This window comes from Agrobacterium sp. El2ro-1b, from assembly GCF_048298475.1.
GTDB classification, from domain to species: domain Bacteria; phylum Pseudomonadota; class Alphaproteobacteria; order Rhizobiales; family Rhizobiaceae; genus Agrobacterium; species Agrobacterium fabrum.
In genome coordinates this window covers 1,115,001-1,140,144 of sequence record NZ_CP103459.1, presented here as the reverse complement: position 1 = coordinate 1,140,144, position 25,144 = coordinate 1,115,001, and the positions used below count along the sequence as shown (strand labels likewise).

Genomic DNA, 25,144 nt, shown 5'->3' with positions numbered 1-25,144 from the left:
AGGGAAATATGGCCGGACGCACCTTGCTTCAATTCTTCCATTGGTATTATCTGGACGGAGGGAAATTATGGAGCGAGGTGGCCGAAAAGGCCGAAAGCCTTGCCAAAATGGGAATCACCGACGTCTGGCTGCCGCCGGCCTACAAGGGCGCCGCCGGTGGTTATTCGGTGGGATACGACACTTACGACCTTTTTGATCTCGGCGAATTCGAACAGAAGGGCACGGTCGCGACCAAATATGGTGATCGCGCCGCGCTCGAACATGCGGGCAAGACGCTGAAAGACAATGGCGTCCGCGTCATCCATGACGTGGTTCTCAATCACAAGATGGGTGCCGACGAGAAGGAAAAAGTGCGGGTTCGCCGCGTCAATCCAGACGATCGCACCGATATTGACGATGAGGATTTCCCGGCGCTCGCCTATACGCGCTTCACCTTTCCCGGCCGCAACGGCAAACATTCCAAATTTATCTGGGACCTCAAGTGTTTCAGCGGCGTCGACCACATTGAGGAGCCGACCGAAGACGGCATATTCCGCCTCGTCAATGAATATGGCGATGGTGAATGGAATGGGGAAGTCGATCAGGAAAACGGCAATTTCGACTATCTGATGGGCGCTGATGTCGAGTTCAGAAACCGGGCGGTTTACGAGGAACTCAAATATTGGGGCCGCTGGCTCTCCGAGCAGGTGCAGGTGGACGGCTTCCGCCTGGATGCTGCCAAACATATTCCGGCATGGTTCTTCCGCGATTGGGTCGGGCATATGCGCGAGACGGTCGATCCCGATCTTTTCGTCGTGGCGGAATATTGGCACCCCGACCTTGAGGCGCTGAAAAGTTATCTCGAGCTGGTCGACAAACAGTTGATGCTCTTTGACGTCGCGCTTCACCACAGTTTCCATGACGCCTCAAAACAGGGCGGCGATTTCGACATGCGCAGCATCTTCGACGGCTCGCTTGTGTCGGCCGTTCCGGATCATGCCGTGACGCTGGTCGACAATCATGACACGCAGCCGCTGCAATCGCTGGAAGCGCCGGTCGAGCCATGGTTCAAACCTCTCGCCTACGCGATCATCCTGCTGCGCGAAGAGGGCGTTCCCTGCGTCTTTTATCCCGATCTGTTCGGCACGAGCTATACCGACACCGGCAATGACGGCAACGAGTATAAGATCGATATGCCCGCCATCGAATGCCTGCCGAAGCTCATCGAGGCTCGCAGCCACTTTGCCAACGGTCACCAGACGGATATTTTCGACGACGCCAGCTGCATCGCCTTTATCCGCCACGGCACTGCCGATGCGCCGGGCTGCGTGGTGGTGATGTCGAATGGCGAGCCGGGCGAAAAACAGGCTGACCTCGGCCCCGAGCGTGCGGGATCGGTCTGGCGCGATTTTCTCGGTCACCGCGAGGAACACATCACCCTCGATGAGAGCGGCAAAGGCACCTTCCCGACAAATGGCGGCAGCGTCAGCGTCTGGGTTCCCGCCGATTCCGAATAAGGGGCGGCTCAGCCGCTCATTCTGCGGATACGAGGCGGCGCGGACCGGCGCCGTCATCGGCCAGAACATCGTTCGGATTACGCAGCGGACAATCATCTAGCGACAGGCAACCGCAACCGATGCAGCCGGTCAACTGATCCCTTAGCATGACCAGATTGTTGATACGCGTCTGGAGCATTTCCCGCCAGGACTGGGAGAACCTGCGCCAGTCCGTGGTCGTCGCCACCCGGTCCTGCGGCAGATCAGCCATCGCGTCCCTGATGATGCTGAGCTGGATGCCGGCGCGTTGCGCGATGCGGATGATGGCGATGCGCCGCAGGACGGCACGATGATAACGACGCTGGTTGCCGGCGGTGCGCCAGCCTTCGATCAGCCCCTTCGCCTCGTAAAAATGGATGGTTGAAACGGCAATACCGCTGCGGCGCGCAACATCGCCCACGGACAGGCTGTGTTTGAAGATGGTATTTTCCATTCTGGCTCCTGCTTCCGGAACGATTTCCGCTCGGAAAATGCGGAAAAGCGTCGAAGAGCAGCCGGTATAATTCCTCAACTATAGTTGAGGTCAATAGGCGTATGGGCAAAAAAAGAGGCGCCCGGCAGGCGCCCCTGAAATTCTGCTACTAAGGCCCAGTCATTAAGGCTAAGTCAGAACTTTGCCGTCATGCTGATCCAGAAACGACGGCCTTCCATGACCGTGTTGAAATCGTCGGTGCCGACGTCCTTGTCGAAGACATTATAGACTGCGGCATTGAGGTCGACGTTCTCGGCAACCGAATATTTCGCGCCAATATCCAGCGTGGTGTAGGCATCGTATTTACGGCCGGACTTGCCGTTGATCGTCACCGGCGTGCCGTTGGTGCCGATGCGCGGGCCGGCATTTGTTTCCGATCCGTGGTAATTCAGTGAAACCCAGGCTTCCAGCCCATCGATCGGGGTTACCCAGTCGCCGCGCAGATTGGCCATATGTTCGGGCGTCCGCGCCAGCGGGAAACCTTCATAATCACCGGTCTTCTGTTCAGAATGTGTATAGGTGTAATTACCGCGCAGCGTTAGTTCCGACGTCGCATACCAGGTCGCCGTCAGCTCCACGCCCTGAATGATCGCATCGTCGATATTGTAGTTGTACCAGAGACGATAATTACGGTCCTCGCTCCAGCGGGCCGGCGTTCCATCCGGATTGAGCACCAGCGCATTGGAAATCTTGTCCTTGAAATCGGTGTAGAAATAGGTGGCGCCGAGGGCAATGTCGCCATTCTCCCAAAGGGCAGCTATTTCGTAACTCGTGCTTTTTTCCGCCTCCAGATTGGGATCACCGATGATCACGCCGCAGGTGCCGCTCGGGCCATAGCTGCAACCCCCACCACCCGTGGTATAGGCGTAACCCGGCGCGACCTGGCGGATTTCCGGGGCGCGGAAACCGGTGGAAACACCACCCTTGATGGTCAGCTCTTCGGTGGCGCTCCAGACGCCATAAAGCCGCGGACTGAAATGATTGCCGTATTTCTCGTGATTATCGAGACGGAGACCGCCCGTCAGCGCGAAATCATCGACGATGCGCCATTCATCTTCGAGGAAAAGCGCCCATTGCGTTGCGGAGAAGGTTTCGTCGAGACCGGTACGGCGGCCCGGGTTCTGGTCCGTCAGACGGGCCTCGAAATATTGCCCACCCGTTACCAGCGTGTGGTTGCCGAAAAGCTCAAAAGGCGTGGTGAACTTGCCGTCGAGAACGGTGTTGCGGACCTCCGGCGAGCGTGGATTTTCGGTAACCCTGCCAGTGCGGGTGTTTCTGGTGAAGGTGGTACGCTCCGCCCATTCCTGCTGGAACGAGAATTCGGACGTGGTCGGCCCCCAGCGGCCGGTATGCGACAGCGACCAGTGATCCCGGGTATTGGTGTTGTAGGTGCTGTTGGCATCCGTCGCCGCCAGCGTATCGCCGGGTTCGGCATCGCGGCGCAGGCGGGTCTTGCCGCCTTCGAGATAAATATCGTGGTCTTCAGTCGGCGTAAATGTCAGGCGGCCGTTGAAATCATATTCCTTGGCGCCCGTGGTACCGTTCAGAATACGGTCTTCACCCCGCGTGAAACCCCTGCCCCAGAGCTGCAGACCGAGCTGATCCTTCAGGATCGGCCCGTTGGCATACCAAGAGACCTGACCGCTATTGCCGAACTTGGAATGCTGCTGAACCGTACCCTCGGTGGTGACGGAACCGGACCAGACATCGCCGACCTTGCGGGTGATGATGTTGATGACGCCGCCCATGGCATCCGAACCATAAAGCGAGGACATTGGACCGCGCACCACTTCGATGCGTTCGATTGCCGAGACCGGCGGCACGAAACTCTGTTCGAAACCGGAATTGCCATTGGTGCGGGCATCGCGCGTGCTCTGTCTTTTGCCGTCAACGAGGATCAGCGTGTAAGCGCCGGGCAGGCCACGAATGAAAACATCCCTTTCATTGGCGATGCCGGTGACGGACACGCCCTGCACTTCCCGCAGGGCATCCGTCAGATCGCGATAAGACCCCTTTTCCAGATCCTCGCGCGTGACCACCGTGATGCTGGCAGGCGCGTCCTTCACATTCTGCTCGAAGCCGGATGCTGTGACAACGATCTGCTGAAGAACCGTGTTTCCCTCGGAGGCCTGCTGCGCGGAAGCCGGCGCAGCAAAGCCCAACGCCGTTCCCGCCATTGCTGCCGAAACGCCGGCCTTTATTATTGTCGCAGTCCTGTTCTGGCCGCGGTACTTCAATTCCATGTTACGCCCCCGCATTTAACTTGAGAATTATGCACCACTTATTTAGGAGGGGGTGCGGGCGCAACGCGTTTGTTTTCGAACAGTTCTAAATTCCAGAAATTGCAAAAAGGGCTTCCCGAATGCTCCGGGGGAGTAAAAAATCGCAAGATGACAACCGGTAAGAGAAAAGAAGAACCAGCCTCCACGACAAAACCCGACAGGCTTGGACAGCTGAAATTACTTGTCGCTTTCGATGCGTTGTTGCGGGAAGGCAGCGTCAGCCGGGCTGCGGCCGGCATGGGACTGCCGACATCGTCCATGAGCCGGATATTGCAGCAGCTCCGGGAAAAATATGGCGACCAGCTTTTCCTGCGCACCGGCCAGGGCCTGCGCCCCACCCCCTTTGCCGAAAACATGCGGTTGCGCATTCGCTCGCTGGCGGCGGAAGCCGAAAATCTGATGGATTATTCGCAGCACAAACCGGAAGGACCAGCCGCCCCGGATAAAAGCGGTTGGGAACAGCCGGTGCTGATGAAAGCACCGCCGCTCTCTCTCCGTCCCAGCGTTCTTCTGGAAGGCCAGCCGACACCGGAGCATATTGCCGACCGGCTCGCCCGCATCGGCCACAATGCAGATCCACGGCACCGGCTCGCAAAATATATCGCGACATCGGCAATGGGCATCGGCAACAGCCGCCCACTCGCCCAGGAGGAGGCGATGGATGCGCTGTCGATCATTCTCGAGGGCGAAGCCGACCCCATACAGGTCGGCGCGCTGCTCGCCACCATGCATTATCGCGGCGTGACCGCGGCGGAACTTGCGGGTTTCATCGAAGCCATGTGGCAGCATATCGACAGGGATCGGCAGCGCCCCGCATCCGTCGATCTCGATTGGCCGGCCTATATGTCGCCGAAACATCGTGATGCGCCGTGGTTCCTGCATTCCGCCCGTCTGGTTACCATGGCGGGCCATAGTGTCCTGTTGCACGGCCATGTCGGTGAGGGAGACAATGGCGGCAAGCTGGAACTCGCCGCACGGGCCTGCGGCATTCCCCTTTGCCATTCTCTTTCCGAAGCGATGGAGGCCACCTCTTCGCAGCGCATCACCTATCTGCCAATCGGCGGCTTATCTCCGCAATTCCAGAGCTTGCTTGGCTTGCATGGCATTCTGGAAATGCGCCTGCCGCTCAACACGGTCGTCCATCTTCTCAATCCGCTTCGCGCCAGAAGCACCATGATCGGTGTGGCCCGCCCCTCCTATCAAGAACTTCACCGCGATACCGCACGGCTGCTTTCGGTGGAGAACCTCGCCATTCTCGGCAATACTCGGGATTTTGCGCAGTTCACGCCGTTCCGCACCACCCGGATTTTCGGTCTTTCAAAAGGCAGGGATGTCGAATTACTCATTCCCGCCCGCGAAACCCCGCCCGCCGAAATGCCGACCATGTTCACCACCTTCGAATATTGGCGCGCCGTCTGGACGGGTGCGGCCAGGGACGAGCGGGCGGAAACCATCGTCATTTCCACGGCCGCCATCGCGCTGATGCTGGTCAGTGATATGGCCCTGTCTATCGAAGAGGCTTATGCCCGCAGCCTGCAGCTCTGGAACGACAGGGCGCGCAATCTGGCCCACGCCTGATCCTGATCAGGCATTGGCAACTGCCCTTTTCAGCGCCAGATATTCCCACAGGGCGACGGCGAGCAGAATTGCCGTGCTGGCCAGTTGCAGCATGAAAAGCGGGATGCCCGGCACCAGCAAAAGCAGGCACAGCGCCGCAACGCCGGCGAAATGTGAAACGGGTCGCTGATAGGCGGCGGCGATCTTGACGCCAATATTGCCGGCCAGAAACAGAACCGGGCCGCCAAGAATGGCGATCGCCTCCCGCATCGTTGCACCCTCACGCGCGTGAGAAAGGCTGAAATCCTCTCCCACTGCCGTCAGGATGATGCCGGCGACGATGGGCAGATGCCCATAGTTGAAAAGGTTCTGCGCGATCTTCGTGTTTTCTTCGGCATTCTCGGCCTTTCGGGACGCTTCTTCCTGCCCGTGGTGAAAATAGATCCACCACATCACCACGGTGCTGACGAAAGCAGAGCAAAAGACAAGAAAGGTCAAAGCCGAATTCATATATTCGGTCGCCGTGCGGCCCGTGGTGAGGATTGTTTCCCCCAGGCAGATGATGACAAAGAGCGCGCAGCGCTCCGCCAGATGTTCGCCGGAAACATGAAGCCTGTCCTCACTGCTCGAGGCCACGCCCGGCACGACGTAACGGCAAGCGGGACCGGCATATTCGATGGCAAGGGCGATGCCCCAGAGCAGAATGCGATCCGCCAGATCGACCAGACCGCCAGCCAGCCAGAACAGGCTTGATAGGGTGAGCCAGATCGTCACTCGCACCAATACCAGAAAGGACTGCCGATCTTCACCCCTGAAGGCGTAGAGCGCAAAAAGGCTCCTGCCCACCTGCATTGCGCTGTAGATCAGCGCAAAGACGAGCCCCTGTTCCGCAAAGGCTTTTGGCAAGGCGATGGCCAGCAGAACCCCGCCGAACATCAGGGCGAACAAAAGCAGCCGGACCGGCTCCTTCTCGGTATTCAGGAGATTGGTGATCCAGGTAGTGTGTATCCATAACCACCACAGCGACAGGATCAGGATGCCGGCCTCAAGCGCCGCTGTCGGCCCAAAATCCTTGGCAAGCGCGTGGGAAAGCTGGATGAGCGCAAAGACAAAAACGAGGTCGAAGAATAGTTCGGGAAAGCTCGCCTTTTCGGCATCCTCCCCCTCCTGCCTTATCCAGCTGTCGGCCTCCCGTTTGGCTCTGGACGTCTTGCTTCCCGTGTTCATTCCGCACCTGCCATCTGATGCCGGTCGGTGAGAACCGTTTCCTCACTACCATCCCTCATCGTTGCGACAGTGCTTCTTCGCTTGCTGATGCGGAGGACTGCACCCGTCGTCCCGGAAATTCCAGCGCCCGCGCACTGTCGGGATAAAAGCGCGGTCCTACCAGACGGATTTTCTTTCCGGAAACATCGGTGATGTAGTTCGGGCCAGCCACTGTGGCGACGATCTGGCTGCTCGGGGTTTTCGACGCTTCGAGCGTGCTGACCTCGATTGGCTGGGCTTCTACCGGCATAGCCGTCGCAAGGGCGAAAGCGGGGACGAGAAGAGATGATTTGAGACGCATGGGCAAATATCCGGGCACATTAATTTGCGCATAAACAGCCTGCCGCTGCTTTGGTTCCGACGCCTCTCAACCGTCTCCCTCAAGATAGGATCTATATTGGACATAGTCCGCGCTCGGCCTCCCGTCGATGATTTCCGGAGGACGACCCTCACCACCCGGCAGATGGCCAGTCTTTTCAAGCTCAGCTCTCACGAGTTTTTCAATGGCCCCATGCCGTGGCAAAGCGTGGTCCGCCATGTAAAGAGCAATAGCCAGTTCCACATCATCCGGAAAAATCATCAGCTCAGCGATCCTTCGAAACAATCAAGGCAAACGCGAAACCTTGTAGAAGGTTCAACCAGCCTGCTGGGACGAAAAGCAAATTACCTTCATATTGAAGGGCTGTTTTCCGACGATCAAATCCGGGTGCTTATGGCGGTCGGCCTACGCTTCAACCGGAATCATGTGCGAGTTCGAGATTGCGATCGATACCGCACACTGCTTTTTTTGCCACTGACGGCGCGATTGCTGGAAAAAACCAAGCGGACTCAAACGATTGAAACCAATCACGGAAAAATGCAAACGAAAGCTAACTAGCGTTTAACTTTCATTACTTTGCATTAACCATAGGAAGCCCGTTTGACGTTAGATATCAGCGGCCTCAAGCGATTCTCGCGGTAATTGCCGAAGCAGCGTCAATGTACCGTCGGACCGGTTTTTCCGCAAGCTACCCCGCCATGCCGGCCTCCATCTTGTCCTGACGCCCGCGCAGCTGCGCCAGAAGCATGGTCTGTAAATCGAAACCACCTTCCTGGGCCTTACGCGTCAGATTGCGCAGATATCCGCCGAGCGAGCTTATCTGGTCGGCCTTCTGCAGGAGGCAGGCGAGGATGGCCGCCGTTCCCTGCCGGCCGAAGGCGGTGAGTGCCTCCTGATAGGCGGACTGGCTGATGTTGAACATGGTTTTGATCACGGAGGTCGCGACTTCGAGATCACGCCAGCCGGTGATGGCTCCACCCGGTGCGTAGAGCGAAATGTCAGGGCAAGCCTTCAAAACCAAAACAATATCAGGAACAAAAAATTGCTTATGAAGAACAGCCTTTGGCGATGGCGGTACAGGTTTCGCACTGATGGGCGCCACATATGCCGGTTGGGCGATGGCGGTGCTGGCAGGTGCAACGGTAACCGCGTCACGCAAATCCTGCCGTTCAGATATGGATTCGGATTCTGAATTCTTTATGAGGCGCTCATTTTGGCAGTCATTGCCGCCCGATTTTTCCGATTTTTCAATATTTTCCAGATAGTTGGTCACTTCTGCACGCAAAGAGGCCAGAAATCCGGCGATTTCCTTGAGTTCCGCGGCCTTCGAATTGCGACCAAGAGAGTTTGCGATGGCATTGTATCGGGTCTGAAACCCGTCGAAGGTTTTGACATCACCACGCGCGGCGATCATTTCGCAAAGTTTCTGGATATCGCGGCGGCAAAGGCTGATGCTCTCACGAAGACGCTGAAGATCGAGCCTTTCGGTGATGATACGCTCAGCCAGTTCCTCGATTTCAGTTTTGCGGGCAAGAAGCGGAGCCAGTGAGAAACCATAGGCTTCGCTGATCTCGCCTCCCCTGTGTTTGCGGGCGTAACGTTTTCCGTTCGGGCTATCCTTGCGAATGATGAGACCGGCCTCGACAAGCGCCGAAAGATGCCGGCGCAATGTCTGTTCGGCCATGCCATGCGCGCGCAGCGACAATTGCGTGTTTGATGGGAACACCACCAGACCGGCTTCGCTGGAAAGCTCATTCTTCGGATAAAAACTCAAAAGTGCGTTCAAAACCGCAAGGGAGCGATCGGTCACGCCGAGCAAAGGCCGGGCTTCACAGACCGAACGATAGAGTTTCCATTTGTCGACCGCTTCGACCTTTCTGGTCTTCTGCGCGGCAAACTGAGTTGCGAGTACGCCAAACGACATCGCTCGCCGCCCAAAGGGCGTCGTTACACATGTGCTGTCCATGTCTTTCACCTTTCACAAGGCAAAAGAAAATCGCTCACCGAAAAATTCGATGCCAAGACTCTTGACTATGATTCGCGGAAATGAGATTCTTTGGTTGCTTAGATCAAAGAAAGGCTTCCGTGCGGCAACGTTCGGGGGCTTTTTTCTTTTGTGATGCGTCTCCTGTTAGTGGTTCGCGTTAAAACTCACTGCTTGGACCGGTATTCGGCAAACAGTGTTTGAAGATGTTCGAGAACGAATTCGGCAAATTCCGGTGCTTCGTTCTTGTCGATAGAAATATCCAGCTTGCGGTCGCTCTCGACCACCTTTGCCAGTCGCCCGCCGGTTTCCGATGACCAGACGCCGGCTTTTTTGGCCTGTGCCTTGGGCTTTAGAAAATCGAGCAGCGATTTGAACCGTTCTTCCGATGTGAGGGCGGCAACGGATGTATCCTTCACATAGGCGCGGGCCGCTTCCTTGACCTGAGAGGAGGAAAGCTGATCGGCAAGATCCATCCAGTTGCGACGGCCAACGCCTGGGGCCGGGCCGATGAGATCGACGAGATCCTCCGGAATGCGGCCAACAACCGACAGCATATTGGAGAGATCGCCCTTGTGGAGAGACATGGCGGCCATGATCGTATCGCGTGGGAACCGCATTTGCAGTTTCTGGGCAAAACGCGCCTTCTCGATATAGGTAAGGTCGCGGCGCTCGTTGTTTTCCTGGCCCTGGGCGACCACCAGCTGCTCGTCACTGAGGTCACGAACGACTGCCTTGACCGGAATACCAAGGTTTGACACGGCACGCAGACGACGATGGCCGAAAGCGACCTGATAACGGCCCTGAAAATCAGGATGCGGGCGCACCAGAATGGGAACCTGCTGGCCCTGTTCGCGAATGGCCTCGACAAGGCCCGCATCCGCTTCTTCGGAGGCTGGCATGCGATCCGGTATGAAGGATGGATCGATATCGGAAGGGTTCAGGGAAACGATCGTCAGACCTTCCGCGAGCTGTCTTTCGATCTCTTCCGCCCGCTTGGCGCGTTCCGATACTTCGCTGAGCGACTGGCCGATCATACCAACAGGGGAATTCAGAACATCCGTGACAAGGTCCGGAGAGCCAAGGATGGGCCTGATACGCGGACGTGACCGCTCGGAGCCAGTCTCATTGCTGTCGGCGGCGGGAGTGCCAAGATTGGCGAAGATCTGTTTTCTGCTCATGCTGCCCTACCCCACGCTTTTTTAATCAGTCCTTCGATTTCAGCGTTTACGTTGTTCATGGCTTCCAGCGCACGGTCATAGGTGGACCTGGTGAACTGGGTTCTTTCCACTTCGAAAAGTGTCTGGTTGGTCAATCCGGCATCCGAAACCGCCGTGCTTTTCAGCATGGGGTGGATGAGGACGTTTTCGCCGAAGATGGAGCGCAGAAAGGCGACCATCTGGTTCTGTGGCCCGTCGCTCGGTTCGAAGCGGGTAATCAGGTAACGCATCCAGTTGTAATCGGAACGCGCCCCGGCCCTGCCAATTTCGGCGAGAAGATCGCCGGTCATGGCAAGAAACTGGTTCATCGACATCACGTCGAGCATTTGCGGGTGAACGGTGACGAGAACCGATGTAGCCGCCGTCAGTGCCGAAAGCGTCAAATAACCGAGCTGCGGCGGGCAATCGATGACGACGACATCGTAGAAGTTCTGCGCTTGGGCGATGGCCTGGCCAATGCGGGCGAAAAACAGCGTATCGCCAGGGGCGCGGCGCATTAGCGCGCGCGGCGTATCATGTTCAAACTCCATCAGTTCCAGATTGCCGGGAACGATATGGAGATTGGGAATATAGGTGCCACGAACGATCTCGGCGATCGGCCGACGCTCGTCGTCGTAACGGATCGCACCATAGAGCGTTTCATTCGGTCCGACATCTATTTCAGGCTGGTGGCCGAAGAGGGCGGAGAGACTGGCCTGCGGATCGAGATCGATGGCGAGTACGCGATAACCGCGCAGCGCCAGATATTGCGCCAGATGCGCCGAGGTCGTGGTTTTGCCCGAACCGCCCTTGAAGTTCATGACTGCGATGACCTGCAACTCTTCGCCTTCCCGGCGGTGGGGCAAATAGCGGCGGGTGCCACGGGCGCCCTGATCCAGGAATTTCCTGATCTCATCCATATCCTCGACCGAATAAGAACGACGACCGGAGGCCTGCGCGGCATCGAGCTCCGGACGCTCTGCGGCGATCTGGCGAAGATAGGCCTCGCCAATGCCGATCAACCGCGCGGTTTCCGCCGGCGAAAAATGCCGCATGCTCTTTTCGGTGTGCGGGGAAAATGTATTTGCGTTATGAGCCTGCAATTGGGCTGACAACGCAGCCGAATGCTGTTGTATAAGACTCGTCAGGTCGGGTGCTCCCGCGGCACGTCTTAAATCGGCACTCTGTGTCATCGGTCTTCTTTCGCTCGAAATTGCAGTAGCGTTTTTTTTCGAAAAAGGCGGTTTTTTCCGCAACTGAGATATAAGCGCCGATTCTCTTTTTGGTGCAATAGGCTTTTTTCTCAGGTGCAAAACCGCCGCTAAAGCATTGTGGAAGAATCACATTTGCTTTTTGTGACGGTTTGACGGTTAGCCGCGGCTAACTCCTCTTTTTTGAGCATATGGAGGAGTGAAAATAGAACCATTTCGAGGACGCTCTCCGCGTCCTTTTTTAAAGTTAGCCGCGGCTAACTTCAGGTCCAACTGTCTGCCAGCCCCAAGAATCATAATGGCGGAAAGTGCGGGGTAGACATTGGGAGGCGTTTAATCTCTACTTGTTGACTAGGGTATTGTTCGGTTGGGCGCCCGCCGCCCGGTTGTCTTAAACTGTCGCAGGTTGGAGGAATGGATGTCCTATGATGTCGCTCTTGTCGGGTCGGGTTTCTCGGCCATCTGTACCGCCGCCCATCTTTTATCGTCTTTGCCGGCAGAGGCTTCGATTGCCATCGTCGGTGATGAATCGGATTTTGGGCGTGGCACTGCCTATCGCACGGAATTGCCCTATCACCGGCTAAATGTGCCAGCGGGAAAAATGAGTGTTTTCCCTGATCGACCCAATGACTTCATCGACTGGCTGACGGAGAACGGTATCACCACGGACCCCCTGGCTTTCGCCTCGCGCGGCGACTACGGCCTCTATCTCCGAGACAGGCTGGCAAACCTGCTGCGAAGCAGGGAGCAGCGGGCTAGAGTGGATTTCATCAGGGCCAGAGCTTCTGGCTGTCGGCCCGATGGTGCTGGTGGCTTTTCTTTTGTCCTGGAAAATGACGGGCAGCTGCATGCGAAGAATGTAATTTTATGTCTCGGCCTGGGCTCGGCCAGTTTGCCGGTGCAAACTGTCGCGAAGGACGAAGGTGAGGCACACCGTATCGTCAGCCATTGCTGGCAGCCGGGATGGCTCTCCAAAGTGAAAGCGGGTGATCGCATCTGTATTCTGGGTTCGGGCCTGACGATGATCGATCAGGTTCTGACCCTGCGCGGGAAGGGGCATCAGGGGCCGATCCATGTCCTGTCCCGTCGTGGACTGGTGCCGCACCCACATATCAGCCCACCAACACCTCCTGCGGATCCGAACTTGCCCAACGGTGCAATGGAAATCAGCGCAATATTGCAGACCCTGCGCAGGCTGGTGAGAGAGGGTACGCAGTGGCGCGCTGTGATGGATGGTTTGCGGCCAAAAACGCAGGTTCTTTGGCACAGCCTTACCCCTGCGCAGCGTAGCCGCTTCCTTCGACATGCCTTGCCATGGTGGAATATCCACCGGCACCGCATCGCGCCCGAAGTTTCCGGTGCTTTCGCAAAACTGCTTTCGGACGGTATTCTGGAAATCCATGCTGGCTACCTTCGTTCCATCGACAAACAGGAAGAGGGCATGGTGGTGCGTTATCGCCGCAGGCATACACAGATACTGAAAGAGCTGCAGGTCGATTGGGTCATTAACTGCACGGGAATGGAGCGGGCAGGTATCGGCCATTCGCGGCTTCTCGAAACCATGCGTGATGATGGGGTTCTTTTGCTCGATTCCTTCGGATTGGGCGTCGAGGTGGATGAGCGGTCCCATTTGTTACGGAAGGATGGGGAAAGCTGGCCCGGTCTTTTCGCTGCCGGTGCGCTGACCGCGGGCCGCTTCTGGGAAATAACCGCTGTTCCGGATATTCGCGTGCAGGCGCAAAAGATTGCGCAGATCGTGACCGAAAGAGTCGCCTCAACAATTGATCGAATTTCCGCGCGGGGTTGAGTGGCTTAAGGGTCAGCTTGAACATATATGCGCCGGCGACGACCGAATAGTATCTCGCACCCTGTTAGCCGCGGCAAACTTTTCGTGCTTATGGATACCGGCAAGATACCGGTCGGGGAATAGAGAGCGGCACGCGAAGATATCAGGCAGGCTGCGCGCTGCAAAAAGTCTCATTCCCTTGAGATAGAGCCCGCTTGCAGCAGGCGTACCGCCGTATTCCATGACTGCAAATGAGGGGCCCGCGTCGGTGTTAGAATAGCGTATACGAAGCCTATTTGCTAAATAATTTACATCGCTTGTGGAAATACGTCGCCAAAGCGGCTATAAAGCTCCAAATATTTGGTCTCTATGAAAATAATTTGCGAGGGCGCGTGGAAAATCAAAAGCTGGTAAGATACGAGACGGCGGATAATCAGGCTGGTGGACAGCGTCGACCCTTCGCCAAAGCCGTGCGTGCGGGCGATTTCGTTTACGTCTCGGGCCAGGTGCCAACCGTCGACGGCGAGGTCGTGACCGGCGGGATCGTGGCACAGACCGAGCAGGTCGTCGCGAATATCAGGGATGTCCTGGCGCTCGCCGGTTGTACGCTGGCCGATGTCGTCAAGGTCAATGTCTGGCTGGACGATGCCCGGGATTTCTCGAGCTTCAACGCTGTTTTCCAGAAATATTTCATCGATCATCCGCCGGCGCGTTCGACCGTGCAATCACCGCTGATGGTTGATGCCAAAGTGGAAATGGACGTTATCGCTTATAAGCCGCTGGCTTAAGCCTCTGATTTTTTGAACTCTGCGAGTAGATAATGAGCTATCCCTGGCCTGATGCGGGCACAGCCCTTAATGCGCTTTCGACGCCAATGCCCGTCATTGATGAGGACAGGCTCGCCGCCAATATCCTCCGGGCACAATCCTATCTGGATGAGCACAGCAAAGCCTTTCGGCCGCATATCAAGACACACAAGATACCAGCCATTGCCAAACAGCAGCTTCAGGCGGGTGCGATCGGCATCAACTGCCAGAAGGTCAGCGAGGCGGAGGTTTTCGCGGATGCCGGTTTCGAGGACATCCTGATCACCTACAATATTCTCGGTGCGGCAAAGCTTTCGCGGCTGAAGGCGCTAAATGCACGCATCGGCAGGCTGAGCGTCGTGGCCGATAGCGCCGTGACGATTGCTGGCCTTGCCGATACATTTGATGCGGCAAGGCCGCTCGCCGTTTTGGTTGAGTGCGACACGGGCGGCAAACGCTGCGGTGTGCAGACGCCGGAAGCGGCCTTGGCGCTTGCGGAACAGATCGTCGCGGCATCGGGCCTCATATTCAGGGGCATTTTGACCTATCCGGCACCGGGTGGCGCCGAGACGGTGGAGAAGTTCATTCGCGAGACCATAGCGTTACTCGAGACAAAGAGCATAGATTGCCCGGTACGATCCAGCGGCGGCTCGCCGGATTTCTATTCCGCCCATCTTGTATCCTCCGCCACCGAACATCGGGCGGGTACTTATGTCTATAATGACCGATCGATGCTGCGTGCAGGGCATTGCAGCGCTGGCGATCTCGCCATGCATGTTCTCGCGACCGTCGTCTCAAAACCGACGGCCGACCGGGCCGTGCTTGATAGCGGCTCGAAGGCCCTGACCTCGGATCTTCTGGGTTTCAGTGATTATGGGTTGATCGAGGGTTATGAGGGCGCAAAAATCATCTCGCTTTCGGAAGAACATGCGGTTGTCGATCTGTCAGGCTGCAGCGGGCCCCGACCTGAAATCGGCGATGTGGTCCAGGTCGTACCGAACCACACCTGCGTCGTCAGCAATCTTTTCGACCGGATGGTGTTCCATCGAAACGGCGTTGTAACGCGGGTTGAAGAGGTCGCGGCTCGGGGAACAGTCTGGTAAAATTACCCGGCTAATTAAATTATGAATCGGAAGCTGCGCGAATGCGGATACCGGCAACGAGAATCGAAAAACATGCGCATCTTCACGGCGTCGCTCGCCACTGAAACCAATACGTTTTCGCCTGTCCCAACGGATATGGACGCATTTCGCGCCGCCTTTTATGCCGGCCCGGGCGAGCATCCGGAAACGCCGACGCTCTGCTCCTCGCCGGTGCCTATTCTGCGCCGCCGCGGCAAGGCGGAAGGGTTTACGGTGATCGAAGGGACGTCCTGCTGGGCGGAACCGGCGGGCCTCATCCAGCGCCAGACCTATGAAACGCTGCGGGATACCATTCTTGCCGAGCTTGCTGCTGCCCTGCCGGTGGATGCGGTGGTGTTTGGACTGCACGGCGCCATGGTGGCGCAGGGTTATGACGACCCGGAAGGGGATTTCCTGTCGCTCGTCCGGGCCATGGTCGGGCCGGATGTGCTCGTCGCGGCGGAATTTGATCCCCACAGTCATCTGACGGCGCTTCGGGTCAAAAATCTCGATATCATGGCGACGTTTCTGGAATTTCCGCATACGGATTTCGAAGAGCGCGGCGAGCATGTCGTGGAAATGGCGCTGCGCACGCTTCGCGGAGAGATCAACCCGGTCATCTCCACTTTTGATTGCCGCATGATTACCATATATCCGACCAGTCGTGAGCCGATGCGTTCTTATGTCGACCGATTGAAGGCGATGGAGGGTAAGGACGGCATCCTGTCGATTTCCGTCATTCATGGTTTCATGGCTGGCGACGTGCCGGATATGGGAACGCGGATCGTCGTCGTCACCGACAATGACAAGGCAAAGGGTGATGCGCTGGCCGAAAAACTTGGCCATGAGCTTTATGCCATGCGCAAGCTGACCGCGATGCCGATGCTGGATACGGAATCGGGCCTCGACCTCGTTTTCACTATCCGCAGCAACAATGCGGGAAAGCCGGTCGTTGTGTCAGATATATGGGATAATCCCGGCGGCGGTGTCGCCGGCGACGCCACTCATATTTTACGGCGCATGGTGGCGCGCGGCATGGACAATTTTGCCGTCGCGACGATCTGGGATCCGATTGCGGTGTCTTTCTGTCACGCAGCAGGCGAGGGGGCCGAGATCGATCTGCGCATCGGCGGAAAATCCAGCCCCGAGGGCGGCGAGCCGCTCGATTTCCGCATCAAGGTGATGCGCACGGCCGAGGCAGGCTGGCAGAGTTTCCGCAACAGCCGGGTGACGCTGGGTCGGGCCGCAGTCGTCCGCCCACTCGGCACTGACATCGATATCATCCTCATCACCAGCCGGACGCAGACTTATGAGCCGGATATCTTTTCCAATCTGGGCATCGATTTCGCGAAGAAGGATGTGCTTCTGGTCAAGTCGACCAACCACTTCCATGCGGGCTTTGCACCGGTCGCATCCGAGATCGTTTATATCGCGGCACCGACGTCCTATCCCACCGATCCCGCTAAAACGCCCTATCGCAAGGCGAGCCTTGAACTCTGGCCCCGGGTGGCCGATCCACTGGGTCTGGATTGAGAAGAAGTAGTTTTAGACCTGATCAAACGTTACGACAAAGAAACGACCATCTTTTTCAATGGCCTGCGCGGTAAATCCGGTACCGCGTTCAAGCAGGAGGCTGTCGCGTCGCTGCAAATGCATGATTTCGCCGCCCGATGAGACAGTGACAGGTTCTGTTGCAAAAATGATCGTCATCGTTGACGCCGCTGAACGAACAGTGAGGGCGCCGCGATGTCTCTTGACGCGATGTGCGTAGTGTCCGCGACGGGACATGATATTGAGATCAACGATGGGACCACCCGTCAAAACGGCGTTGACCGGAACATCGGCCGGGAAGGGTAGGGGATCGCTATCCATCGCCAACACCACCGGTTGACGTTCGTCGATACTGAGGCTCAGTCCGGCCCCTTCCAGGATGCAGAGCGTGCGGTCAATCCCGGGAAATATGGAAAAGGGCCCGTCCTGCGCCACGTCAGCCATGCTCATGCGCCAGTCGAAATCCGCCATCGAGGCTTCTGCGGGATGGACGATGATCTCAGTCGTTATGCCGCCGCCATTTTTCCAGGGCATTGATGTGTAGTTACTATTTTGAAGGTGTCTCATCTTCTGCATTCCTTGGGCATTCAGCGGGATAGAATGGCACTACTTGATGCCGTCGCCGGCGATAAGGTGTTCAAGCTCTTTTTGCGCCGCGTGTAGATCGACCCTTTTACCGGCGAGTTTTTCGATCGCTTCCACAACAAGGCCACGCGCGACATAGTCTGATTTGTGTCCGAGATTTTTCACAACGATCAAGGTTGATTTGTCGATGTCGCGTGCAAGCTGGCGCGAATGAATCGCCGGTGAAACGATATTGTCGGTATCGCCGGTGATAATAATGGTGGGTGCCTTTATTCTGGAATAATTCGGTGCGGCGTTCTGCGCCCACGCGTTCAGCGCTGCGACTTCCTGCGCGTTGTGGCGAAAAGCCTGCGGCCTCAACGCCGCCCATGCATGGGTCGCCTGCACATAGCCAGAGGGACGTTCATTGGGCGCAAACACCCCACGTGTCGCCTGATCGAGCGCAAAAAGACCTGCTGGCGGGGCTATGAAAGTCGAAAAGAGCGGGCCTGTCACGGGAGCGTTTGCTGCCGTGTAGTACCACGCGATGCCTCCCGGCCAGGGGTAGACGGCAGGAGAAAGAAACACCAGGCCGGACACCATGTCAGGATGGCGAAGCGCAAATGCCGCGGTGATGGCGCCGCCAAAAGAATGGCCGACGATGATGGCCTTTCGGATGCCGCGCTTTTTCATCAGCTCGGCCACCGCATCGGCCTGCCCATCTGGCAGTATGTTGTCCTTGCCGCCAATGTCGGAGCCGCCATGGCCCGGCCTGTCGATGAATAGCAGTCTTGCGCGGCCGCGAAGTTTTTCCCCAAAGGAAAACAGTGGGTCATAAAGACTTGCGCTCGCGCCATGCAGGAAAACGATCGGCGGCAGGTCTGCATGTTTTTGTGGTTCGATCAACAGGCTGTTGAGCTTGTATCCGCCGACATCGATTCTCACCGGCACGGCGTTTTGGCCTTGGGCGGCTGCAGGGACGGTCAAAGAAAAAGCGGGAGAAATTGCACCAATCAAAAAGGTGAGGGCAAGTGAAATACGCCGTGGTGCCATGCTGTCGTCCACACTCCATCAAAGCTTGCCGTGTCATTATCAGGCGCGAAAAATGATCCGTATGCCTGATCAACAGCTAACAACGAGAAAATCGAGCCGGAAGTTTCAGATGCCGGAAGCTTCAGATAAGGAGCGGTCTGGATAATGACGTCCGCCTCTGCTCCGGAAAGGGTGGAAAGCCGCGCGGCGATAGACCGCGCGGCACGATAATCAATTGCCGAGAATGCCGGGCAGGCGCAGGCCCTGCTCTTTGGCGCATTCAACAGCAATGTCGTAACCGGCATCGGCGTGGCGCATGACGCCGGTTGCTGGGTCGTTCCACAGCACGCGCTCCAGCCGGCGAGCGGCATCGTCGGTGCCGTCGGCGCAGATGACCATGCCGGAATGCTGCGAAAAGCCCATGCCAACGCCGCCACCGTGATGCAGCGAAACCCAGGTGGCGCCGGATGCGGTGTTGAGCAGCGCATTGAGGAGCGGCCAGTCGGAAACGGCGTCCGAGCCGTCCTTCATGGACTCTGTCTCGCGGTTCGGTGAAGCGACGGAGCCACTGTCGAGATGGTCGCGGCCGATGACGACAGGCGCCTTCAGTTCACCGTTCCTGACCATTTCATTGAATGCAAGCCCGAGGCGATGGCGGTCGCCAAGCCCGACCCAGCAGATGCGCGCCGGCAGACCCTGGAACGCGATGCGCTCGCGCGCCATGTCCAGCCAGTTATGCAGGTGCTTGTTGTCGGGCAGCAGTTCCTTCACCTTGGCGTCGGTCTTGTAGATGTCTTCCGGATCGCCTGACAGTGCCGCCCAGCGGAACGGGCCGACGCCGCGGCAAAAGAGCGGGCGGATGTAGGCCGGCACGAAGCCCGGGAAGGCGAAGGCGTTTTCCAGTCCCTCATCCTTGGCGACCTGGCGGATATTGTTGCCGTAGTCCAGTGTCGGAACGCCTGCATTCCAGAAATCGACCATGGCCTGAACATGCACCTTCATCGAGGCGCGGGCGGCAGCGGCAACGGCCTTCGGATCGCTTTCCTGCTTGACGCGCCATTCGGCAACGGTCCATCCGGCGGGAAGATAACCATGGATGGGATCGTGCGCCGAGGTCTGGTCGGTGACGATGTCAGGGCGGACGCCGCGGCGGAAAAGTTCCGGGAAGATTTCCGCGGCATTGCCGATCAGGCCGACGGATTTCGCCTCGCCTGCCTTGGTCCATTGCTCGATCAGCGACAGCGCCTCATCAAGCGTATGCGCCTTCGCATCGACATAACGGGTGCGCAGGCGGAAATCGACGCGGGTCTCGTCGCATTCGACGGCGAGGCAGCAGGCGCCGGCCATGACGGCTGCCAGCGGCTGTGCGCCGCCCATGCCGCCGAGACCGCCGGTGAGGATCCATTTGCCCTTAAGGTTGCCGTCATAATGCTGGCGGCCGGCCTCGACGAAGGTTTCATAGGTGCCCTGCACGATGCCCTGCGTGCCGATGTAAATCCACGAACCGGCCGTCATCTGGCCGTACATCGCAAGGCCCTTCTTATCCAGCTCGTTGAAATGATCCCAGTTCGCCCAATGCGGCACGAGATTGGAATTGGCGATCAGCACACGCGGTGCATCCTTGTGGGTGCGGAACACGCCGACCGGCTTGCCGGACTGCACGATGAGGGTTTCATCCTCGTTCAGGTCCTTCAGCGTCGCGACGATCCGGTCGAAATCGTCCCAGGTGCGGGCGGCGCGGCCGATGCCGCCATAAACCACCAGTTCGTGCGGCCGTTCGGCGACATCAGGATCGAGATTGTTCATCAGCATGCGCAGCGGCGCTTCCGTCATCCAGCTTTTGGCATTGAGTTCAGTGCCCTGCGGTGCGCGGACGTCGCGAATATTGTGGCGTGGATTGTTCATATGCTTTCCCCTTATCATTTCGTTTCGAGCGCAAATTTTTCCATGCGCGTGAGAATGGTCTTGAGATGGGTGCGAAGCCGTTCGGCTTTGCCCGTGTCATAGGCAAAAGGCGGGTGCTCGTTTTGAAGATGGGTGGACTGCGCCAGCTCCATCTGAATGGCATGCACGCCGGTCTGCGGTTTTCCGTAATGGCGCGTCGTCCAGCCGCCTTTGAAGCGGCCGTTCAGAATGCTGTCATAGCCCTGCGCCGCGGCGGTTGCCTCGACGGCGATTGTCTCGATCTCCGGATCGCAGGTCTTGCCCATATCCGTGCCGATGTTGAAATCCGGCAGCTTTCCCTCGAACAGGAAGGGGATATGCGAGCGGATCGAATGGCAATCATAGAGAATGGCGAGGCCATGGATGGATTTCACCCGTTCGATTTCCGCCGCAAGGGCCGCGTGATAGGTCGCGTGGAACGTCTCCAATCGATGGGCGATGTCGGCTTCGTTCGGTTCCGCTCCTTCTTTCCAGATGGGCTTTCCGTCGAAATCCGTTTCCGGGACAAGGCCGGTCGTGTTCTGGCCCGGATAAAGGCTGACGCCTGCCGGATCGCGGTTTGCATCGATCACGTAGCGGTGGAATGTAGCCCGCACGGTTGTCGCATTATCCAGCAGACCGGCATAAAGCGTATGGATATGCCAATCCGTATCCGCGAGAATTTTGCCGTTGTCGTTGAGGCGTTCCCATATCGCGGGCGGAACCTCGGTTCCGGTATGCGGAAAAGCCAGAATGACCGGCGATGTGCCCTGGTGAAGCGTGAAGGGCGTGTTCATCGATCGCGCCTCTCTGTCGTGGGGGGTAGCCCCAAGGCACTCACGGAGTTGGACGAGGAAAACATGCCCATCATCTCAAGCCTCCAGCCTCGGCAGAATGCCGCCCGAAATCGACGAGACCAAAGCCCCGGAAGCAATCAGTTCCGCCGCTGCCTTCAAATCCGGCGCCATATAGCGGTCCTCTTCCAGCGACGGGACTACAGCGCGCAGCACAGCAATCACCTTTTGCAATTCAGGGCTGGTTTTCAGCGGCCCGCGCAGTTCCACACCCTGAACGGCGCAAAGCGCCTCGATTCCAAGGATGGCAAAGAGATTGTCGGTCATCGGCAGCAGTCGCCGCGCGCCGTGGCAGGCCATGGAGACATGGTCTTCCTGATTGGCCGAGGTCGGCGTCGAATCGACCGAGGCCGGATGCGCCATCTGCTTGTTCTCGCTCATCAGCGCGGCGGAGGTGACTTCGGCGATCATCAGGCCGGAATTAAGCCCCGGCTTTTTGGAAAGAAAGGCCGGCAGGCCATAAGAAAGTGCCGGATCAACCAGCAGCGCCACACGGCGCTGGGCAATCGCACCGATTTCGCAGATGGCGAGCGCCGTCTGGTCGGCGGCAAAGGCGACCGGCTCGGCATGAAAATTGCCGCCGGAAACGACGGAATTATCCGAGAGCACCAAGGGATTGTCGGTCACCGCATTGGCTTCGATTTCCAGCGTGCGGGCCACCTGGCGCAGAAGATCGAGGCAGGCGCCGTCGACCTGCGGCTGGCAGCGAATGCAATAGGGATCCTGCACGCGCTCGTCGCCCTCGATATGGCTGACGCGGATTTCCGAACCTTCCAGCAGGTTACGAAGCGCCGCTCCCGCATCGATCTGGCCCTTGTGGCCGCGCAGGGTGTGAATATCGGGATGGAAGGGCGCGGATGAGCCCATGGCGGCGTCCGTTGAAAGCGCACCGGTAATGAGCGCCGCCTGTGCGGCGCGATGGGCGCGGAACAGGCCGGCCAGCGCCAGAGCAGTCGAGGTCTGCGTGCCGTTAATCAGCGCCAGCCCTTCTTTTGCCGCAAGCACCACCGGGGTCAGCCCTGCTTTCGCCAGCGCTTCGCCGGCTGTAACAAGCGCACCCTCATAAAAGGCCTCGCCTTCGCCCATCATCACGGCCGCCATATGGGCAAGCGGCGCAAGATCGCCGGAGGCGCCGACCGAACCCTTTTCGGGAATGACGGGGATGACACCCTTTTCCAGCATGGCCTCGATCAGCCGAACCAGTTCCAGCCGCACGCCGGATGCGCCGCGGCCGAGCGAAACCAGCTTCAACGCCATGATCAGCCGCACGACATTTTCTGGCAGCGGTGTCCCAACTCCGCAGCAATGCGACAGGATGAGATTGCGCTGCAACGTCGCCACATCGGCGGCGTCGATCTTGATGGAAGCAAGCTTTCCGAAACCGGTATTGATGCCATAGACCGGCGCATTGCCGGCGGCGATTTCGGCGATGCGAGCGGCGGCTTTTTCAATGCCGGCATCGAAGGAACGGTCGAGTTTTGCCGTGGCGTTTTCCCAGTAGATGGCGGCAAGGTCGGCAAGCGTCACGGCGCCGGGATGAAGCGTGATGGTCTTCATGGTCATGGAGAAACCTTCTGTCCCTTGAAAATACGGGCATGGAGCGGGTTGAAGCCGATGCGGTAGACAAGCTCAGCCGGGCGCTCGATGTCCCAGATGGCGAAATCGGCGGATTTTCCGGCTTCCAGCGTGCCGGTTTCCGCAAGCAGTCCGAGCGCCTTTGCCGCATTGCGTGTCGTTGCCGTCAGGCACTCCTCCACGGTCATGCGGAAAAGCGTGGCGCCCATATTCATGGTCAGCAGCAGCGAGGTAAGCGGCGAGGTGCCGGGGTTGCAATCCGTTGCGAGCGCGATCTCGGCTCCGGCATCACGCAACGCCTGAACCGGCGGCAGTTGCTTCTCCCTGAGCGCATAAAAGGCGCCGGGCAGAAGCACGGCCACGGTTCCTGCTTTTGCAAGAGCCTTCGCACCGGCCTCATCGAGATATTCCAGATGATCGGCCGAAAGCGCGTTGTAGGAGGCCGCGAGCTCTGCGCCGCCGAGATTGGAAAGCTGCTCGGCATGCAGTTTGACGGGGAGCCCCCGCTGCTTTGCTGCCGCAAAAACCCGGTCGATCTCTTCGACGGAGAAGGCGATGCCTTCGCAAAAACCGTCCACGGCATCCGCCAGTCCTTCCGCATGGGCTTTTTCCAGCCCGGGCAGAACGACGTCGGTGATGTAATCGGCATTGCGACCCTTATAGTCTGCGGGTGTGGCGTGTGCGGCGAGGTAGCTGGTGACGATGCGCACGGGCCGCAGCGTCTCGAGCCTGCGGGCGACGCGCAGCATCTTCAGCTCGGTTTCGATGTCGAGACCGTAACCGGATTTGATTTCGATGGTGGAAACACCTTCGTAAAGAAGCGTGTCGAGACGCGGCAGAGCCTGCGCCAAAAGAGCATCTTCCGAAAGCGCGCGCGTGTCGCGAACCGAAGAAACGATGCCGCCGCCCGCTTTGGCGATCTCTTCGTAGGTGGCGCCATTCAGCCGCATCTCGAATTCCATGGCGCGATTGCCGCCAAAGACGAGATGGGTGTGGCAGTCGATCAAGGCCGGTGTGATCCAGCGGCCGCCGCAATCGGTCGTCTCATCGGCTGTCGAGAGATCGGTGGGCAGATCGCTTTCCGGGCCGGCAAAGGCAATGCGGCCGTTCCGCACGGCAATAACGGCGTTTTCGAAAGCGCCGATGCCATCCATAGCAGGATTGAGGGTCGCCAGTCGGGCGTTGCGCCACAAAGCCGAGGCGTTATTCGTCGCCGTTCCCGTCGTAGAATTGTTCCCTGGCATTGCTTTTCGCCTTTCCTTTGTGAGTTAAATGTATATACATAATAATCGGCTTGGCAAGCTGCAATTTCGGGTTTGAAATGGCCTTGCCGGGAGGAACCAAAGGAGAGGGTGGCATGACGGCAATTCACGCGGGCGCGGCGCTTCTGGCTGGTGGATGGGCGAAGGATGTTCGCATCATCTGCGAAGACGGCATTATTTCATCCGTCGAAACCGGCGTTTCCCCGCAGCCGCAGGATGAGCGCCACGCCGTCATCGTTCCGGCCATGCCCAATCTCCACAGCCACGCCTTTCAGCGCGCCATGGCCGGACTTGCCGAAATTCGCGGTCCCGGTGATGATAGTTTCTGGAGCTGGCGCACGGTCATGTATAAATTCGCGCTCTCCATGACGCCTGACCATGTCGAGGCGGTTGCCGCCCAGCTTTATATGGAAATGCTCGAGGCCGGTTTTGGCCGGGTCGGCGAATTCCACTATCTGCATCATGACAGGGACGGCTCGCATTACGGCAATATCGCCGAAATGGCCGAGCGTATCGGCGCGGCCGCTTCGCAAACGGGCATCGGTCTCACATTACTGCCGGTCTTTTACGCCCATTCCGGTTTCGGCGGTCAGCCCCCAATTGACGGGCAAAAACGCTTCATCCATTCGCTCGACAGTTACGGAAAGCTGATGCAGGGCGCGCAGGCCGTGGTTGACAGGCTGCCGGGTGCCGTCCTTGGTATCGCGCCGCACAGCCTTCGCGCCGTGACCGGCGCCGAGCTGGCCGCCATCGAGCCGCTGGCAAAGGGTGGACCAATCCATATTCATGTGGCGGAACAGACCAAGGAAGTGGAGGATTCGCTCGCCTTTTCCGGCGCCCGGCCG

21 protein-coding genes (1 of these 21 running past the window's edge) are annotated in these 25,144 nt (G+C 58.2%); 7 read left to right on the top strand and 14 right to left on the bottom strand.

Going from position 1 to position 25,144, the window contains the following annotated elements; translation table 11 throughout:
* The first annotated feature begins 8 nt into the window (after positions 1–8).
* Positions 9–1,496 (top strand): alpha-amylase, encoded by a 1,488-nt coding sequence (gene amyA / locus NYR50_RS19460; RefSeq protein WP_418137933.1) that lies wholly within the window; start codon positions 9–11, stop codon positions 1,494–1,496.
* A 16-nt stretch (positions 1,497–1,512) separates the two neighbouring features.
* Here the strand turns inward: amyA and soxR are convergent, their stop codons facing one another.
* Complete coding sequence (soxR, locus tag NYR50_RS19455) at positions 1,513–1,968, bottom strand: redox-sensitive transcriptional activator SoxR (protein WP_418137932.1); 456 nt, start codon at positions 1,966–1,968, stop codon at positions 1,513–1,515.
* A 173-nt stretch (positions 1,969–2,141) separates the two neighbouring features.
* Positions 2,142–4,250, bottom strand: a complete 2,109-nt coding sequence (locus tag NYR50_RS19450) for a TonB-dependent receptor domain-containing protein (protein WP_418137931.1) — start codon at positions 4,248–4,250, stop codon at positions 2,142–2,144.
* Between the two features lie 147 nt (positions 4,251–4,397).
* Here NYR50_RS19450 and NYR50_RS19445 point away from each other — a divergent pair, with 147 nt between their 5' ends.
* On the top strand, positions 4,398–5,867 hold the full coding sequence (locus NYR50_RS19445) for a glycosyl transferase family protein (protein ID WP_418137930.1): 1,470 nt from the start codon (positions 4,398–4,400) through the stop codon (positions 5,865–5,867).
* A gap of 6 nt (positions 5,868–5,873) precedes the next feature.
* Here the strand turns inward: NYR50_RS19445 and NYR50_RS19440 are convergent, their stop codons facing one another.
* From NYR50_RS19440 to repA, 6 genes are all read right to left on the bottom strand, one after another.
* Positions 5,874–7,073 carry a low temperature requirement protein A gene (locus NYR50_RS19440; protein WP_418137929.1) on the bottom strand — a complete coding sequence of 400 codons (1,200 nt, stop codon included), beginning with the start codon at positions 7,071–7,073 and terminating at the stop codon, positions 5,874–5,876.
* A gap of 55 nt (positions 7,074–7,128) precedes the next feature.
* A complete protein-coding gene (locus NYR50_RS19435) occupies positions 7,129–7,413 on the bottom strand; it encodes a hypothetical protein (protein WP_418137928.1) in 285 nt (94 codons plus the stop codon).
* Positions 7,414–7,479: 66 nt separating this feature from the next.
* Positions 7,480–7,692: a hypothetical protein gene (locus NYR50_RS19430; protein ID WP_418137927.1), complete on the bottom strand. Its 213-nt coding sequence runs from the start codon at positions 7,690–7,692 to the stop codon at positions 7,480–7,482.
* A gap of 427 nt (positions 7,693–8,119) precedes the next feature.
* A complete protein-coding gene (gene repC / locus NYR50_RS19425) occupies positions 8,120–9,397 on the bottom strand; it encodes a plasmid replication protein RepC (protein ID WP_418137926.1) in 1,278 nt (425 codons plus the stop codon).
* 185 nt (positions 9,398–9,582) lie between these two features.
* Positions 9,583–10,596 carry a plasmid partitioning protein RepB gene (gene repB / locus NYR50_RS19420; RefSeq protein WP_174010732.1) on the bottom strand — a complete coding sequence of 338 codons (1,014 nt, stop codon included), beginning with the start codon at positions 10,594–10,596 and terminating at the stop codon, positions 9,583–9,585.
* On the bottom strand, positions 10,593–11,807 hold the full coding sequence (repA, locus tag NYR50_RS19415; protein WP_080813418.1) for a plasmid partitioning protein RepA: 1,215 nt from the start codon (positions 11,805–11,807) through the stop codon (positions 10,593–10,595). Before repA ends, repB begins: the two co-directional genes overlap by 4 nt.
* A 436-nt stretch (positions 11,808–12,243) precedes the next feature.
* On the opposite strand from repA, the gene NYR50_RS19410 reads away from it, so the two are divergent.
* The 4 genes from NYR50_RS19410 (at position 12,244) to NYR50_RS19395 (ending at position 17,071) form a co-directional block, all read left to right on the top strand.
* Positions 12,244–13,632: an FAD/NAD(P)-binding protein gene (locus NYR50_RS19410; protein ID WP_418137925.1), complete on the top strand. Its 1,389-nt coding sequence runs from the start codon at positions 12,244–12,246 to the stop codon at positions 13,630–13,632.
* A 371-nt stretch (positions 13,633–14,003) separates the two neighbouring features.
* The gene (locus tag NYR50_RS19405; protein ID WP_010973436.1) at positions 14,004–14,399 is read left to right on the top strand and encodes a RidA family protein; all 396 of its coding nucleotides are present in this window, start codon (positions 14,004–14,006) and stop codon (positions 14,397–14,399) included.
* Between the two features lie 32 nt (positions 14,400–14,431).
* Positions 14,432–15,520: a D-TA family PLP-dependent enzyme gene (locus NYR50_RS19400; RefSeq protein ID WP_418137924.1), complete on the top strand. Its 1,089-nt coding sequence runs from the start codon at positions 14,432–14,434 to the stop codon at positions 15,518–15,520.
* Between the two features lie 72 nt (positions 15,521–15,592).
* Entirely contained in the window at positions 15,593–17,071 is a 1,479-nt protein-coding gene (locus tag NYR50_RS19395; RefSeq protein ID WP_418137923.1) for a M81 family metallopeptidase, read from the top strand.
* 12 nt (positions 17,072–17,083) lie between these two features.
* Here NYR50_RS19395 and NYR50_RS19390 read toward each other — a convergent pair whose 3' ends face one another.
* The 6 genes from NYR50_RS19390 to hutI all read right to left on the bottom strand — a co-directional run bounded on the left by NYR50_RS19390 (position 17,084) and on the right by hutI (position 24,281).
* A complete protein-coding gene (locus NYR50_RS19390) occupies positions 17,084–17,665 on the bottom strand; it encodes a HutD family protein (RefSeq protein ID WP_418137922.1) in 582 nt (193 codons plus the stop codon).
* Positions 17,666–17,695: 30 nt separating this feature from the next.
* Positions 17,696–18,706 (bottom strand): alpha/beta fold hydrolase, encoded by a 1,011-nt coding sequence (locus tag NYR50_RS19385; protein ID WP_418137921.1) that lies wholly within the window; start codon positions 18,704–18,706, stop codon positions 17,696–17,698.
* A 210-nt stretch (positions 18,707–18,916) separates the two neighbouring features.
* Positions 18,917–20,590 (bottom strand): urocanate hydratase, encoded by a 1,674-nt coding sequence (gene hutU, locus NYR50_RS19380; protein ID WP_418137920.1) that lies wholly within the window; start codon positions 20,588–20,590, stop codon positions 18,917–18,919.
* 14 nt (positions 20,591–20,604) lie between these two features.
* Positions 20,605–21,405 carry an N-formylglutamate deformylase gene (gene hutG, locus NYR50_RS19375; protein WP_418137919.1) on the bottom strand — a complete coding sequence of 267 codons (801 nt, stop codon included), beginning with the start codon at positions 21,403–21,405 and terminating at the stop codon, positions 20,605–20,607.
* 75 nt (positions 21,406–21,480) lie between these two features.
* On the bottom strand, positions 21,481–23,025 hold the full coding sequence (gene hutH / locus NYR50_RS19370) for a histidine ammonia-lyase (RefSeq protein WP_418137918.1): 1,545 nt from the start codon (positions 23,023–23,025) through the stop codon (positions 21,481–21,483).
* Positions 23,022–24,281 carry an imidazolonepropionase gene (gene hutI, locus NYR50_RS19365; RefSeq protein WP_418137917.1) on the bottom strand — a complete coding sequence of 420 codons (1,260 nt, stop codon included), beginning with the start codon at positions 24,279–24,281 and terminating at the stop codon, positions 23,022–23,024. Before hutI ends, hutH begins: the two co-directional genes overlap by 4 nt.
* Before the next feature lie 113 nt (positions 24,282–24,394).
* On the opposite strand from hutI, the gene NYR50_RS19360 reads away from it, so the two are divergent.
* A protein-coding gene (locus NYR50_RS19360; protein WP_418137916.1) for a formimidoylglutamate deiminase crosses the window boundary here: on the top strand, positions 24,395–25,144 show its 5' portion. It continues 597 nt past the right edge of the window; 750 of the gene's 1,347 nt are visible here — the first part of the coding sequence; the start codon lies at positions 24,395–24,397; its stop codon lies beyond the right edge, outside the window.

Coding starts and splice junctions, on each gene's coding strand:
- hutG (WP_418137919.1), bottom strand. CDS start 21,405: ATGAACACGCCCTTCACGCTTCACCAGGGCACATCGCCGGTCATTCTG.
- hutH (WP_418137918.1), bottom strand. CDS start 23,025: ATGACCATGAAGACCATCACGCTTCATCCCGGCGCCGTGACGCTTGCC.
- NYR50_RS19450 (WP_418137931.1), bottom strand. CDS start 4,250: ATGGAATTGAAGTACCGCGGCCAGAACAGGACTGCGACAATAATAAAG.
- repA (WP_080813418.1), bottom strand. CDS start 11,807: ATGACACAGAGTGCCGATTTAAGACGTGCCGCGGGAGCACCCGACCTG.
- repB (WP_174010732.1), bottom strand. CDS start 10,596: ATGAGCAGAAAACAGATCTTCGCCAATCTTGGCACTCCCGCCGCCGAC.
- NYR50_RS19400 (WP_418137924.1), top strand. CDS start 14,432: ATGAGCTATCCCTGGCCTGATGCGGGCACAGCCCTTAATGCGCTTTCG.
- hutU (WP_418137920.1), bottom strand. CDS start 20,590: ATGAACAATCCACGCCACAATATTCGCGACGTCCGCGCACCGCAGGGC.
- hutI (WP_418137917.1), bottom strand. CDS start 24,281: ATGCCAGGGAACAATTCTACGACGGGAACGGCGACGAATAACGCCTCG.
- NYR50_RS19430 (WP_418137927.1), bottom strand. CDS start 7,692: ATGATTTTTCCGGATGATGTGGAACTGGCTATTGCTCTTTACATGGCG.
- NYR50_RS19395 (WP_418137923.1), top strand. CDS start 15,593: ATGCGCATCTTCACGGCGTCGCTCGCCACTGAAACCAATACGTTTTCG.
- amyA (WP_418137933.1), top strand. CDS start 9: ATGGCCGGACGCACCTTGCTTCAATTCTTCCATTGGTATTATCTGGAC.
- repC (WP_418137926.1), bottom strand. CDS start 9,397: ATGGACAGCACATGTGTAACGACGCCCTTTGGGCGGCGAGCGATGTCG.
- soxR (WP_418137932.1), bottom strand. CDS start 1,968: ATGGAAAATACCATCTTCAAACACAGCCTGTCCGTGGGCGATGTTGCG.
- NYR50_RS19445 (WP_418137930.1), top strand. CDS start 4,398: ATGACAACCGGTAAGAGAAAAGAAGAACCAGCCTCCACGACAAAACCC.
- NYR50_RS19435 (WP_418137928.1), bottom strand. CDS start 7,413: ATGCGTCTCAAATCATCTCTTCTCGTCCCCGCTTTCGCCCTTGCGACG.
- NYR50_RS19440 (WP_418137929.1), bottom strand. CDS start 7,073: ATGAACACGGGAAGCAAGACGTCCAGAGCCAAACGGGAGGCCGACAGC.
- NYR50_RS19390 (WP_418137922.1), bottom strand. CDS start 17,665: ATGCAGAAGATGAGACACCTTCAAAATAGTAACTACACATCAATGCCC.
- NYR50_RS19385 (WP_418137921.1), bottom strand. CDS start 18,706: ATGGCACCACGGCGTATTTCACTTGCCCTCACCTTTTTGATTGGTGCA.
- NYR50_RS19410 (WP_418137925.1), top strand. CDS start 12,244: ATGTCCTATGATGTCGCTCTTGTCGGGTCGGGTTTCTCGGCCATCTGT.